This is a genomic window from Nocardia ignorata NBRC 108230 (assembly GCF_001612905.1).
GTDB classification, from domain to species: Bacteria; Actinomycetota; Actinomycetes; order Mycobacteriales; family Mycobacteriaceae; genus Nocardia; species Nocardia ignorata.
On record NZ_BDBI01000011.1, the window covers coordinates 104048 to 117521 of the forward strand.

14 protein-coding genes are annotated in these 13474 nt (G+C 67.5%); 7 read left to right on the forward strand and 7 right to left on the reverse strand.

What is annotated here, in order from left to right:
• Positions 1 to 20 precede the first annotated feature (20 nt).
• From NI2_RS09825 to NI2_RS09835, 3 genes are read left to right on the forward strand one after another with little or no spacing between them, the layout of a single operon-like run.
• A complete protein-coding gene (locus tag NI2_RS09825) occupies positions 21 to 1403 on the forward strand; it encodes a styrene monooxygenase/indole monooxygenase family protein (RefSeq protein WP_067488674.1) in 1383 nt (460 codons plus the stop codon).
• A 40-nt stretch (positions 1404 to 1443) separates the two neighbouring features.
• Positions 1444 to 2559, forward strand: a complete 1116-nt coding sequence (sfnG, locus tag NI2_RS09830) for a dimethylsulfone monooxygenase SfnG (protein ID WP_067488675.1) — start codon at positions 1444 to 1446, stop codon at positions 2557 to 2559.
• Positions 2559 to 3788 carry an SfnB family sulfur acquisition oxidoreductase gene (locus NI2_RS09835; protein ID WP_067488677.1) on the forward strand — a complete coding sequence of 410 codons (1230 nt, stop codon included), beginning with the start codon at positions 2559 to 2561 and terminating at the stop codon, positions 3786 to 3788. The genes sfnG and NI2_RS09835 overlap by 1 nt, the downstream gene beginning before the upstream one ends.
• 81 nt (positions 3789 to 3869) lie before the next feature.
• On the opposite strand, the gene NI2_RS09840 is transcribed toward NI2_RS09835, so the two are convergent.
• The 6 genes from NI2_RS09840 to NI2_RS09865 form a co-directional block, all read right to left on the reverse strand.
• Positions 3870 to 4427 carry a MerR family transcriptional regulator gene (locus tag NI2_RS09840; protein WP_133734085.1) on the reverse strand — a complete coding sequence of 186 codons (558 nt, stop codon included), beginning with the start codon at positions 4425 to 4427 and terminating at the stop codon, positions 3870 to 3872.
• A 167-nt stretch (positions 4428 to 4594) separates the two neighbouring features.
• Positions 4595 to 5068, reverse strand: coding sequence for a bifunctional nuclease family protein (locus NI2_RS09845; RefSeq protein WP_067488679.1), 474 nt, complete (start codon positions 5066 to 5068; stop codon positions 4595 to 4597).
• Between the two features lie 100 nt (positions 5069 to 5168).
• On the reverse strand, positions 5169 to 5924 hold the full coding sequence (gene ftsR / locus NI2_RS09850; RefSeq protein ID WP_084476286.1) for a transcriptional regulator FtsR: 756 nt from the start codon (positions 5922 to 5924) through the stop codon (positions 5169 to 5171).
• A 70-nt stretch (positions 5925 to 5994) separates the two neighbouring features.
• Positions 5995 to 6480: an oxoglutarate dehydrogenase inhibitor Odhl gene (gene odhI / locus NI2_RS09855; protein WP_067488683.1), complete on the reverse strand. Its 486-nt coding sequence runs from the start codon at positions 6478 to 6480 to the stop codon at positions 5995 to 5997.
• Between the two features lie 108 nt (positions 6481 to 6588).
• Positions 6589 to 6987, reverse strand: a complete 399-nt coding sequence (gene gcvH, locus NI2_RS09860) for a glycine cleavage system protein GcvH (protein ID WP_067488684.1) — start codon at positions 6985 to 6987, stop codon at positions 6589 to 6591.
• Between the two features lie 42 nt (positions 6988 to 7029).
• Entirely contained in the window at positions 7030 to 7665 is a 636-nt protein-coding gene (locus NI2_RS09865) for a CDP-alcohol phosphatidyltransferase family protein (RefSeq protein WP_067488685.1), read from the reverse strand.
• A gap of 122 nt (positions 7666 to 7787) precedes the next feature.
• Here NI2_RS09865 and NI2_RS09870 point away from each other — a divergent pair, with 122 nt between their 5' ends.
• The 3 genes from NI2_RS09870 to NI2_RS09880 all read left to right on the forward strand — a co-directional run bounded on the left by NI2_RS09870 (position 7788) and on the right by NI2_RS09880 (position 10872).
• On the forward strand, positions 7788 to 9185 hold the full coding sequence (locus tag NI2_RS09870; RefSeq protein WP_067488687.1) for a DUF2252 domain-containing protein: 1398 nt from the start codon (positions 7788 to 7790) through the stop codon (positions 9183 to 9185).
• 132 nt (positions 9186 to 9317) lie between these two features.
• Positions 9318 to 10199 (forward strand): nuclease-related domain-containing protein, encoded by an 882-nt coding sequence (locus NI2_RS09875; protein ID WP_243749953.1) that lies wholly within the window; start codon positions 9318 to 9320, stop codon positions 10197 to 10199.
• 22 nt (positions 10200 to 10221) lie between these two features.
• Positions 10222 to 10872: a phosphatase PAP2 family protein gene (locus NI2_RS09880; RefSeq protein WP_067488689.1), complete on the forward strand. Its 651-nt coding sequence runs from the start codon at positions 10222 to 10224 to the stop codon at positions 10870 to 10872.
• On the opposite strand, the gene NI2_RS09885 is transcribed toward NI2_RS09880, so the two are convergent.
• Positions 10787 to 12718 (reverse strand): acyl-CoA dehydrogenase family protein, encoded by a 1932-nt coding sequence (locus NI2_RS09885; RefSeq protein ID WP_067489117.1) that lies wholly within the window; start codon positions 12716 to 12718, stop codon positions 10787 to 10789. The two genes, NI2_RS09880 and NI2_RS09885, sit on opposite strands and share 86 nt — an antisense overlap.
• A gap of 101 nt (positions 12719 to 12819) precedes the next feature.
• On the opposite strand from NI2_RS09885, the gene NI2_RS09890 reads away from it, so the two are divergent.
• Positions 12820 to 13467 (forward strand): TetR/AcrR family transcriptional regulator, encoded by a 648-nt coding sequence (locus NI2_RS09890; RefSeq protein WP_067488692.1) that lies wholly within the window; start codon positions 12820 to 12822, stop codon positions 13465 to 13467.
• The last annotated feature ends 7 nt before the right edge of the window (positions 13468 to 13474 follow it).

Sequence of the window (13474 nt, forward strand, 5' to 3'; positions counted from 1 at the left end):
GGTCAGCGCAGTATTCCGGTATGACATCGCAGACTCCCGCTTCCCGCTCCACTCGTTCGGCCGCGGTAATCGGCGCCGGCCAAACCGGCGTCACTGCGGCGCTAGGACTACTCGACGCCGGTTTCACCGTCACCCTCTACAGCGACCGAGATCAACGCGCACTGCGCGACGAGGTGCCCGCCACCGGCACCGCCCTCGAATTCGGCGAAACCCAGCAGGCCGAAGCCGCGCTCGGGCTCGACAGCTACACCGGCCGCGCACCCCGCCACACCGGACTCAGTGTCCGCATCGCCGGACCGGAGAACGCCGAAGTGATCGCCTTCGACGGCACCTTCGACGGGTATGTCGGGGTCGCGGTCGACACCCGGCTCAAGGCCGACGAACGACTCACCGCCTTCCGTGCGCGCGGCGGCGAGTTCGTCGTCGACAACGTCACCCCGCAGTCACTGGACGTGATCGCCGCCGCCAACGACCTCACCCTGGTCGCCACCGGTCGCGGCGGATTGTCCGACCTCTTCCCGATCGACACCACCCGCACCGTTTACGACAAGCCGCAACGCTCGCTGCTCACCGTCACCGTGACCGGCCTCGGCTACGACTCCGGTGTGTTCGCGCACCGCGGCCCGGCCGGCGGCGCGCACAGTCTGTTCTCCATCCTGGCCGAGCAGGGCGAAGCGTGGTGGGGCCCGTACCTGCACAAAGACGTGGGTCCGAGCTGGGCCTTCCTCGGCTGGGCGCGTCCCGGTAGCGACTGGGAGACCCGATTCGCCGCGGCCGATTCCGCCGAGTCGGCGTTGCGCATCGTGAAGGACCTCTACCGCGATTACATCGACTGGGATCTGCCGGAGGTCCAGGCCACCCAGGTGATCGCCGAAGACCCCCACTCCTGGCTCAAAGGCGCGGTGCGGCCGGTCGTGCGGGCGGGTGTGGGACGCACCGAGAGCGGCCACCCGGTCGCGGCCTTCGGCGACACCGCGGTCGCCTACGATCCGGTCGCCGGGCAGGGCGCCCAGAGTGGGCTGATCCAGGCACAGCGCCTGGTCGCGGCCGCCGCGGTGCACGACGGGCCCTTCGACGAGCAGTGGATCGGCGAGCAGTACGCCGCGTTCCTGGCCGCCCGCAGCGATGCCGCCGCCAAGGTGACCCGGCTGTTCCTCAGCGACCCCGAGTTCGCCGACATCGGCGGTCAGTTCTTCGCCACCGCCGCCGTCGACCCGCGCTTCGCCTCGGCGCTGGTCGGGCTGCTGCACCGGCCACAGCCGTTCCTCGCCATCGACACCCCCGAGGACGCCGCCGCCTACATCACCCAGGTCTCCGGTGTGGACGCGGGCGAGTTGCTGGCGAAGTTCGCACCGGCGGGCCGCTTCGCACGATCGACGTTCGCACCGGTCGCCGTCGGATAGCGACAGCCAACCCCCTCCCGCACCAACCTCTGGAGCAGCTATGACAACCGAGCGGATCACCGATCAGATCCAGTTCGCCTACTGGGTGCCTAATGTGAGCGGTGGCCTCGTCACCAGCGATATCGAACAGCGCACCAGCTGGGATTACGAGTACAACAAGAAGCTCGCGCAGACCGCCGAACGCAACGGCTTCGACTACGCCCTCTCGCAGGTGCGCTACACCGCGTCCTACGGTGCCGAATTCCAGCACGAATCCACGTCCTTCAGCCTGGCGCTGTTGCTGGCCACCGAACGGCTGAAGGTGATCGCCGCCATTCATCCCGGGCTGTGGCATCCGGCGGTGCTCGCGAAATTCGGCGCGACCGCCGATCACCTCTCGAACGGCCGGTTCGCGATCAATGTGGTGTCGGGCTGGTTCGCGGGCGAATTCCAGGCGCTCGGCGAGCCGTGGCTCGAGCACGACGAACGGTATCGGCGCAGCGGCGAATTCCTCGAGGTGATCCGCAAGATCTGGACCGAGGACGAGGTGAACTACGGCGGCGACTTCTACCGCATCCGCGATTTCACCTTGAAGCCGAAACCGCTGAACACCCCGGAGCGGCCCAATCCCGAACTGTTCCAGGGCGGCAATTCGACGGCTGCCCGGCGCAACGGCGGCCGCTACGCCGACTGGTATTTCTCCAACGGCAAGGACTTCGACGGCGTCACCGAACAGCTCGACGACCTGCGAGCCGTCGCCCGGGAGAACGACCGCGAGGTGAAATTCGGGCTCAACGGGTTCATCATCGCCCGCGACACCGAGAAGGAAGCGCGCGATACGTTGCGCGAGATCATCGAGAAGGCGAACAAGACCGCGGTCGAGGGTTTCCGCGACGCGGTGCAGCAGGCGGGTGCGTCCACCAGCGACCGCAAGGGTATGTGGGCGGATTCGTCGTTCGAGGATCTCGTGCAGTACAACGACGGATTCCGCACGCAGCTGATCGGCACACCCGAGCAAGTGGCCGAGCGGATCGTCGCCTATCGCGATCTCGGGGTGGACCTGATTCTCGGCGGATTCCTGCATTTCCAGGAGGACATCGAGTACTTCGGGGCGAAGGTGCTGCCGTTGGTTCGTGAACTCGAGGCGGCCCGGGTTCCCGCGACGGTGGTCGGCTGATGACCGCGGCCACCGCCCAGCTCATCACCTCCCCCGACCAGGCCGTGCCCGTCGCGGCCGAACTCGCCCGCGAGTTCGCGCCCGGCGCCGCCGCCCGTGATCGCGACCGCCAGTTGCCCTACGTGCAGCTGGATCGGCTGGCGTCCTCCGGTCTGCTCGCGATCACGGTTCCCGCCGAATTCGGTGGGGCCGATCTGGGGCCGAGCGTGGTCACGGAAGTGGTGCGGCTGCTGGCGGTGGCCGATCCGAACATCGCACAGATCCCACACAGTCATTTCGTCTATCTGAATCTGTTGCGACTGGCCGGCACAGCCGGACAGCGACGCGAATACTTTCGAGCGGTGCTCGGCGGTGCGCGCATCGCCAATGCCCAATCCGAACGCGGTGGCCGGACCATCACCGATATCTCGACCACGCTGCGTCCGGTGGACGACGAATTCCGGATCGACGGCACGAAATACTATTGCACCGGCTCGTTGTTCGCTGATCTGCTCGCCGTGCTGACCCGACTGGACGACCCGGACGCGCGCAGCGGCCTGCCCGCGGGCGAATACATCGCCTACCTACCGGCCCGAACGCCGGGCGTCCGGATCGTGGACGACTGGAACGGCCTCGGTCAGCGCACGACCGGCAGCGGCACCGTCGAGTTGGACGGTGTGCGGGTGCGAGCCGAGCAGCTCGTTCCCCGGGCGCAAGCCCTCGCCGGACCCACCGCCTACGGCGCGTACGCCCAGCTCCTGCACGCCGCGATAGACACGGGTATCGCACGCGGAGCTCTCACCGCCGCAACGGAATTCGTGCGCGAACATGCCCGGCCGTGGTTCGAGGCCGGTGTCGACCGTGCCGTCGACGACCCGCTGCTGATCCAGCGGTTCGGCGAGTTGGTGGTGACGGTGGCAACGGCCGAAGCTACCCTGACCGCTGCGGCGACCGCCGTCGATTCGGCGATCCGGGCCCCGCTCTCGGGCACCGACGAGCAGACCGCGGCGGGTCAAGCGTCCCTCGCCGTCGCGACGGCCAAGATCGTCGCCGACCGCGCGGCAGTGGACGTGTCGAGCGCACTGTTCGAGGTGAGCGGAACCCGCAGTGTCGCAGCGGATCTCAACCTGCACCATTTCTGGCGCAACGCACGGACGCACACACTGCACGACCCGGTCCGCTGGAAACACCATCACCTCGGCCGTGCCCTACTCCACGGCACTCCGCCGCCCGCCCACGGCACCTTCTGACTGCTCAGCCGACGGCTGAACCACACCCCGCACAAGTGATCGCGCGTACACGGAGTTCACCGCGTACGCGCGAGATCACCGCTAGCCCGTCTTGCGGTTTTCCCTGGCCTTGCGCCGGTAGGACAGTTCGTCCTCCGGGCGGTCGGTGATGGCGGTGGCTCGTTCGGCGGGGAAGTCCGCGATGGCGCCGGTCAGTTCCCGCATGGCGCCGCTGACCGCGATTCCGAAGACGCCCTGCCCGCCCTGCAGTAAATCGACGACTTCCTCGGGTGAGGTGCATTCGTACACCGAGGTGCCGTCGGAGAACAGGGTGATCCCGGCCAGATCGCCCACGCCACGACTGCGCAGGTGATCGACGGCGATCCGGATGTTCTGTAAAGAGATGCCCGCGTCCAGCAGGCGCTTCACGATCTTGAGGACAAGGATGTCCTTGAACGAGTACAGCCGCTGGCTCCCCGATCCCGCCGCGCCCCGGATCGACGGGACGACCAACCCGGTCCGCGCCCAGTAGTCGAGCTGACGGTAGGTGATTCCCGCGACCTGACACGCGCTCGGCACCCGGTAACCGACCAGATCATCCGGAACCGAGTCGTCCGGGAACAAGCCAGGCTGCACTACATCCTGCGTTTGCTCTTCCACTGACCGCTCCTTGCTCTGCCGACGTTCTCGAGTACCGGAGTCACGACGGATGTTGCCCGACTTTCGAGGTTACTCCTGTCATTGTCGGACCCATACGGTCATCGGACCAAGCACCGTGAGCGGCGATTCCCTCGACCTCTACTTCAGGGTCAGAAAATAGTCCGGCCCTAGCTGTCGGTCGCCTTGAAATCGTCGGGAGACACCGAGTCGAGGAACTCCTTGAACTTCTCGACCTCGTCCTCGCGCTCGTCGGGCATCACCAGCCCGGCTTCGGCGAGCACCGGCTCCTCGGCGAAGATCGGGCATCCCACGCGCAACGCGATGGCTACCGAGTCCGACGGTCTGGCCGAGACCCGCAGGTCGCCGTCGAAGACCAGATCGGCGTAGAAGGTGCCCTCCTGCAGATCGACGATCCGCACTTCCTTGAGGGTGTGTCCGAGTTCGGTGATGAGAATCTTGATCAGATCGTGGGTGAGCGGACGAATGGGGGTGACCCCTTCCTGCTCGAGCACGATCGCGGTGGCCTCGGCCTGCCCGATCCAGATCGGCAGATACCGCTCGCCCGCCGCCTCCCGCAGCAGCAGCACGGGCTGGTTCTGTGGCTGCTCGACACGGATGCCGATAACGCGCATCTCACTCATGCGACTGTCCTGCCTCCCATACTCGCCGCCGACGGCACGACCGCTGCCCCGCCCGGTATCACGAGTCTAGGCGAATCCGGCCACCCGGCGCTCGCGCGCGTCAGCTACCCAACGCGTTGCGCACCGCGGCTTTCACCAGTGCCGCATGCAGGTTCAGTGACAACGCGGCCAATTCGCGAACTGTTTCCTCGGCGCGGGCCCGCGCGTCGGCGTCGCGGCTCTTCGCGATCGGTGCGGCGATCTGGGCGACCAGCGCCGCCTCCCGGTCGGCGGCCAGCTTGAACGCACGCAGATGCCGTGCCTCCAAACCGAATTCGGCCATCGCCTTGGCCGCACGCGCCAGCGTCACCGCATCGGCCTCGAAGAATCCACCCGCCCCGGGGACGATGAGTCCGGCCCGGAGCAGGTCATCGAGGAAACGCTCCTCGATGCCGGCCTTGGCGAGCAGATCGGCGCGGGTGAGCCGCACCGCGACATCGAAACGTAATTCTTCGGGCGTGATCTCCCCCGGAACGACACCGAGGCGGCGCGGCGCGGCGGGCGCGTCGTCCTCGGTGTACTCCTTGACGCCACGCAGGGAGTGCGCGCGAGCTCGCGCCTCACGCACACCCAACGTCGCAGCACCGCTGTCGATCGCTTCCAACTGCTCCTTGATCACCTTCAACGGCAGGTACTGATCGCGCTGTGCGGTGAGCACGAAACGCAGCCGTTCGTAGTCGGCCACCGAGAACCGCCGGTAACCCGACGGTGTCCGTTCCGGCCGGATCAGGCCCTCCGATTCGAGGAACCTGATCTTGGAGATGGTGATGTCGGGAAAATCTGGTCGCAGCAGGTCGAGCACGGAGCCGATCGACATCCCTCCGCGTGCCCACTGCGCCGCCCCGGTCACAGCACTGCGCCCTTCGCGAGCACCAGCACCGGACGGGTCATCGCGAACCCGCTCCCGTCGACGACTCGGTGGCCTGTGCGCGCGGCCCCGTCAGGAAGACCAGCCGGAACTTGCCGATCTGGACTTCGTCGCCGTTCTGCAGCTCCGAGGAGTCCACCGGCTCCCGGTTGACGTAGGTGCCGTTGAGGCTGCCCACATCCACCACCTGGAACGAGTCGTCGTCCTGCCGGAACTCGGCGTGCCGACGGCTGACGGTGACGTCGTCGAGAAAGATGTCACTGTCGGGGTGACGACCGGCCGACGTGGTCGGCTGGTCGAGCAGAAAGCGCGAACCCGCGTTCGGGCCTCGCTTGACCACCAGGAGGGCGGCACCGACCGGCAGGCCCTCGACGCCCTGCACCGGCTGTTCGCCGGCCGGCTCTCCGGAGCGCGACGAATCGACCTCGTTGAGGAAATCCGCGCGGAAGACCGATGTCGTCTCGGCCGCGGTCTCCCCGTAACCCGGGTCCCTGTTCTCGCTCACCGTTTCTCTCCTCCTCGAACCTGATTATCCATGCAAGCAGGTGCTGTCTTCGGCATTGACCGTACCCTGCCGGGGCGTGCCCGTGCAGGGAGAACTGTGAAGGCTGCGTCAGCCCCCGATAACTCCTTGATAACCCGCCGCATCCAGCAGTTCGGCGAGCGCCGCGTCCAGGCTCGCCGCGTCGTCGAAGGCGAGCTCGAACAACCAGCCCGCCTCGTAGGGGTCGCTGTTGAGCGTCTCCGGGGCCTGGACCAGATCCTCGTTCACCGCAACGACTTTGCCGCTGAGCGGGGCGTAGATGTCGGACACGCTCTTGGTCGATTCGACCTCGGCGATGCTCTCGCCCGCCGTGACGTCGGCGTCGGCGTCGGGCAGTTGGACGAACACCACGTCACCGAGCTGTGACTGGGCGTAGTCGGTGATACCGACACGGACCGCTGTGGGGCTGGTCCGCCGCACCCATTCGTGCTCTTCGGTGTAGTGCAGATCCTCAGGGGTCCGGGTCACAGGACGTCCTTTCGTCGTGAACGTTGCACGCAACAGTAACGGCTAGCGCCCTCGGTGCGGCACAGGCGGTATCGATCGTGCGACCGCGACCGCCAGACCCGCGTAGAGCACCCCGGTCCACACGTACAGTGCGGTGCCCCAGATCAACAGTGCCCAACCGAAGGCCCAGCCGAAACCCGCGCCCACCCAGACCATTTCCCCGGTGAGCAGCCACGGCAGACCCGACATCAGCGCGAAGGTCGCCGCTTTGCCCAGGTAGATCACTTCCGGCGCGGGCAGATCACGCCGTTTGTACACCGACAGCGTCACGGTGAGAACAAGGTCGCGAGCGATCAAGATCACTGCCAGCCACCACGGAATCAGGTCGCGCAGGACGAAGGCGGCCAGTGTCGTCAGCAGATACAGGCGGTCGACGAACGGGTCGAGCAGGGCGCCAAGGCGCGAGGACTGATCGAGCAGTCTGGCCAGTTTGCCGTCGAGGAAATCGGTGAAGCCGCTGGCGATCAGCAGGGCGAAGGCCCAGCCGTCGGCGTGCTCGACCAGCATCAACCACAGGAAGACGGGGATGCCGATGAGGCGGAGCACGCTCAGGGCGTTGGGCACGGTCAGGATGCGGTCGCTGAACACGCCACCGCCGTCGGTGTCGCTCGTGCCAGGCGTTCCCGATTCGGTTGCCACGCCCCTGCTTACCGCACCGACCCCCCGACGCGCCATCCGGCCACGCCGAAACCCGCGCCCATTTCGCGGCAGGTGATCGGTCGTGGCGCTGTCCGGCCGCCGAACCGCTAACCTCGACAGTCGTGTCCGACAGTGGTATCGATCTGCGCTCCTCCGTCTCCCCCGAGCAGGCCCGCGCCCGTGGCCGTGCCGCCGCCGCGAAGGTGCCGGTGACCGAGCGCGATCGCCCGGCCGAGAGCCCCGACCGACCGGGGGTGCTCGAGTTCGTCGAGGCCAGCAATCAGGGCAGGCTGGAACACCTGATCCCGTTGCGCATCGGCAGGATGGCGGCCTCGCCGTTCAGCTTCTTCCGCGGCGCGGCGGGCCTGATGGCCGCCGATCTCGCGGCCGGTCCGGACAGCGGCCTGCCCGCCCAGATCTGTGGCGACGCGCACGCCGCCAACTTCGGCCTCTACGGCACCCAGCGCGGCGAGATCGTGATGGATATCAACGATTTCGACGAGACGATTTTCGGGCCGTGGGAATGGGATCTCGAACGTCTCGCCGCGAGCCTCGTCCTGGCCGGACGCGAGAGCGGTGCCGACGCCGACGACTGCCTGCGCGCGGCCCGCGACGCCGCGGCCTCCTATCGCCGGACCGTCGCCGGCCTCGCCGAGCTGCCGTTCCTGCAGTCCTGGACCGATCTGCACGACGAGTCGATTCTCACCAAGGCCAAGGCCCAGGACCTGCACGACGACTTCAAGAAGGCCGCCAAGAAGGCGCGCAAGAACACCAGCGCGAAAGTGGTCGCGAAGCTCACCGAGCACATCGACGATCACGAGACCGGCATCCGCAAGCACTGCTTCATCAGCGATCCGCCGGTCCTCACCCCGGTCCACGAGCAGGTCCGCGAGGCGGTGATCGACGGGCTGGAACGCTACGCGGGCACCATCCGGGAGTCGCGGCGCACGCTGCTGTCGCGGTTCGCGGTCTCCGATGTCGCGTTCCGGGTCGTGGGCACCGGCAGCGTGGGGCTGCACAGTTACGTGGTGCTGCTACACGGCAACGACGGCGAGTCGCTGGTGCTGCAGGCCAAACAGGCGAGGCCGTCCGCGCTGGCGCCGTTCCTTCCGGCGACCACGCACCGGCACGAGGGTGAGCGCATCGTCGCCGGGGCGCGCAGCGTGCAGTCCGACACCGACATCCTGCTCGGCTGGACGACCATCGAGTTCGACACGCCACTGCCGTTCATCGTGCGCCAGTTCCGCAACTTCAAGGGCGCCATCGACCCGGCCGGGTTGTCGGCCGACGATCTCGACGACTACGGCAGGCTGGCGGGTGCCCTGCTGGCGCGGGCGCACGCGCGCTCGCTCGATCCGCGCACGCTGGCCGGGTACCTGGACGGCGACGGTCCCGACGACGACCGCTTCGAGGAGGCCGTGGCGCGCTTCGCGGTACGCTACGCCGACCGCACCGAAGCCGATCACGCGCAGCTCGTCGCCGCCGTCGAGGCGGGCGAGCTCGCCGCCGAGCCCAGCTGAGCCGCGCGGCGCCGACCAGCCACCGGCCGCATCCTGACCGGCATCGGCTCGCCGGCGAGCTACGATGTACGCCAACGGTTCTCGGCTTGCGGCGCCACCGACCAAGAAGGGCGGACCTCCATGCTCGTGCGCGTGCAGAATGCGGCAGGCACCGATGCCGAGCGGGCACTGATCAATTGGCTGCGCACCTGGAAGGACCCGTCGAGTCCGCACGGTGTCGCCACCATCAACTGCAGCCTGTTCCACAACGATCGGCTGCACCAGTTCGACGCGGTGGTGTGGACGCCGACCAGCTGTGTGGTGATCGAGGCCGAAACGTTCACCGCCACCCAGCACGGTGTGCTCGAGATCCCGCTCAACGGCCCGTGGATGGTCTCCGGTGAACTCGCGCAGTTCGCCGGTGGTGAGAAGTCGACGCCGCTGGAACGCTCCAGGGAGCACACCTTCGCGCTGCAGGACTACCTCGCCGCGCGTGGGCTCGGGCAGCGTGCGGTGCACGGTCTCGGCTTGATCGTGCCGCAGCCCGGCGCCGATATCGACATCCATCAGGGTTGGCACGACCCGAGTTTCGACGTGGTCGTCACCGACGATCCCTACCGGCTCGAGCAGTACTTCGAGGTGCTCGCCGAGAAGGAACACAACCGGTGGACGGCCAACGACATCGCCATCGCGTTCCGTGGCCTCGGCATCCTGCCGTACCTGCCCGCCCCGCAGGATCTGCTCAACGAGGGGTTCCTCGGGCCGATCGATGTGACGCTGTGGCACGGTGGGCCCACCCAGGCCCAGGCCGAGGCGTACGCGGAGGAGCAGGCACGGCTCGAGCAGGAGGCGCAGTCGCGGCGCGGTCTCGTCGCACCCTGGTACAGCCCGTGGAAGCTGTATCCCCGGGTCGGTGGTGATCTGGATTTCGGGCGTGCGTTCCTGCGGATCACCCTCGCCGTCGGCATGATCATCGCGATCGTGTGGGTGCTGTGGTTCGTGGTCACCGCCGTGCTCACCTACGGGCCTGCCTGAACCGAACGCTATCGTCGGGGCCGTGATCCACCCCGGCCAGGCACTTCGCACTACCGTCCTCGCGGCCTGCGCGAGCGTCACCGCCCTGATCCCGCTGACGTTTCCGGCCGACGACGGGGCGACCGATATCGACCGGGCGATCGCCGAACCGGTGCAGCGTTCGGTCTCCCCCGAGTGGGGCTCGATTCTGGTGTCGCCGAGCAACGGCGCGACCGTGCTGATCGGGTTGCTGGGGTTTTGCTGCTGGTTCCTGGTGCGGCGCCGATGGTGGCGCGCGGCGACGATGCTCGTCGTCCCGGAGCTCGCGGTGGCGATCAATACGTGGTTGTTGAAACCTCTGTGGGACAGGCAGTTACACGACTATCTCGCCTATCCGAGCGGCCACACCGTCCACTTGGTCGCAGTCGCAACGACATTCGCGTGTCTGGTGACGAGCGCCCGGGCGCGGCTCGTAGTCGTCGCGCTCACCGCGCTGATGCTCGTCCCGGTCACCCTGGGGATGATCGAGCGGGGCTACCACCACGCCACCGATGTCTTCGGTGGCGCGGCGGCAGCGGTCACCCTCGCCGTCGCGGGGGTGTGGGCTGTCAGCTGCGGTCGAAAACGCTGGCGTCGTGCAACATCTCGGCCCGCAGCATCGACTCCGGCACACCCATCGCCTCCACCAGCGTGAGAGCGTCGGGACGCAGCCGGTCGACGAGCTCGTTCACCCCGCGGCGAACCGCCTTGGCCCGCTCCACCGACATGAACCGGTGCATGATGTACCACGACAGGTTTTCCTCCAGCGAGGAATACACGTAGAGGTCGCAGACGGTTTCGGCCAGTGCCCTGGCATCGGGATCCTCGATGGTGGCGATCCCGTCGACGAACTCCTCGAGCACCAGCCGGTCGATGTGGGCGGTGCCTGCGGCGAGGATGTGGTCCTGGGCGTTGTTGAACGCCTCGAAGGGGCCGGTGTCCTCGGCGCGGGCCCGCAACCGGTGCGCCGCGGTGCGCAGCAGGTAGTCCTCACGGTCGGCGAACAACTGCAGCTGCACGTCGCGCTTGGACAGGTCGCCCTCGTCGACCGATTCGTCGTTGCGGTCGCGCAGTGTCTGAATCAGTTGGCGCACACCGGTATTGCGGCGCACCACGTCGCCCGCCATGGTCGCGGCGAAGCGCACCCAGCCGAGTGCGTCCAGGTCACGGATCTCGTCGGCGTAGGCGGTGAGCAGCTCCTTGGCGACCAGCTGGGTGAGGACCACATTGTCGCCCTCGAAGGTGGTGAACACGTCGGTGTCGGCCTTGAGCGTCACGAGACGATTCTCGGTGAGATACCCGGCGCCGCCGCAGGCTTCGCGGCATTCCTGAATGGCGCGCGTGGCGTGCCGGGTCTGGGCGACCTTCAGACCCGCGGCGCGCTTCTCCAGCGAACGCTGCGCACCGGGCTCGATCTCGGCGCCACGCTGGACGAGGTCCATCCGGCGCACCAGGTCGTTCTGCGCGAAGGCCAGCGCGAACGACTTCGCGACCAGCGGCAGCAGCCTGCGCTGGTGGCTGCGGTAGTCCAACAGCAGGGTTTCCGCACCGGTGTCGGGGTCGGCGAACTGACGCCGGGCCAAGGCGTAGCGCACCGCGATGCTCAGCGCCACGCGCGCACCCGCCGCGGCGGCGCCACCGACGCTCACCCGTCCGCGCACCAGCGTGCCCAGCGTCGTGAAGAAGCGCCTGCTCGGGTTCTCGATCTCGGAGGTGTAGGTGCCGTCCGGTGCGACATCGGCGTAGCGGTTGAGCAGGTTCTCGCGCGGGATGCGCACGTTGTCGAACACGATGCGCCCGTTGTCGACACCGGGCAGACCACCCTTGCGGCCGTCGTCGGAGGTGGTGACACCGGGCAGGTCGGCGCCGTTCTCGTCGCGGATGGGCACCAGGAAGCAGTGCACGCCCTGGTTCTTGCCCTCGGTGACGAGCTGGGCGAACACCGCCGCCATCCGGGCGTGCTCGGCGGCGCCACCGATGTAGTCCTTGCGCGCCGACGGCGTCGGGGTGTTGACCACGAATTCCTGAGTGGCCGGGTCATAGGTGGCCGTGGTCTCGAGAACCGCGACATCGCTGCCGTGCCCGGACTCGGTCATCGCGAAACAGCCGAGCAGGTCGAGCGAGATCAGCCGCTTGATGTAGTCGCGGTGCCGCTCGGTGCCGAGGTTTTCCACGGCACCGCCGAACAGGCCCCACTGGACGCCGGATTTCACCCACAGCGAGAGGTCGGCGTAGGCCAGCATCTCGAGACCGGTGACCGCGCCGCCCGGATCGCCGGTGCCACCGTTCTCGGGGCGGAACCCACGCTCGGGGTAACCCATTCCCGCGATCACCCGCATCTGCTCGAGCACTCGTGCGCGAGCGTCCTTCAGATCCAGGTCGGGATCGCCGGTGAAGCGGTCGTCCGCCAGCTGGGTGCGTGCCTGTTCCCTGACCGCGCGCCACGGTCCGTCCAGCGCTGCGCGGAGGTGTTCTGCCGTCGTCGATGTGCCGGTAGCCATGCCTTCGACCATAGCCCGGTCGGCGACGTACCGGCTGCGGCGAAACTCCCTCGCACACCCTCTTGTGGACTGATTGAACACTCGTTTAGTATATTGAACATGTGTTTAACCAACAGCCCGTTTCGCAAGGATCCCCCACCGACCTGAGCACGGCCGCGCGCATCCGTGACGCCGCGATCGACCTGTTCGGAGAGCAGGGATTCGGTGTCGGCGTGCGTGCCATCGCCACTGCCGCCGGGGTGTCACCGGGCTTGGTCAATCACCACTTCGGGTCCAAGGACGGCCTGCGCGCGGCGTGCGACGAACGAGTGATCGAGATCATCCGCGACGAGAAGTTGCGGGCCATCCGCGCCACCGGTCCGACCGGGATGCTCGACGCGTTGGCCGAGATCGAGATCTACGCACCCTTGGTGGCCTACATGCTGCGCAGCTTCCAGGCCGGCGGACCGCTCGCCGAGTCGCTGCTCGAGCACATGATCGACGACGCCGTGCAGTACACCCAGGCCGCCGTCGACGAAGGCCGCATCAAACCGAGCCACGATCCCGTGGCCCGTGCCCGCTATCTGGTGCTCTGCCATGTCGGAGCCATGAACCTCTATCTGCAGATGCGTAGTCAGCGCGAGGGAAAACTCGACTACGGCAAGGCGATTCGCGAGCTGTCCACCGAACTCACCTTCCCGGCCATCGAGCTCTACACCCAGGGCATGCTGACCGACCCGTCTCTGCTCGACTCTCTCCTCGAGGAGTAGCAATGCC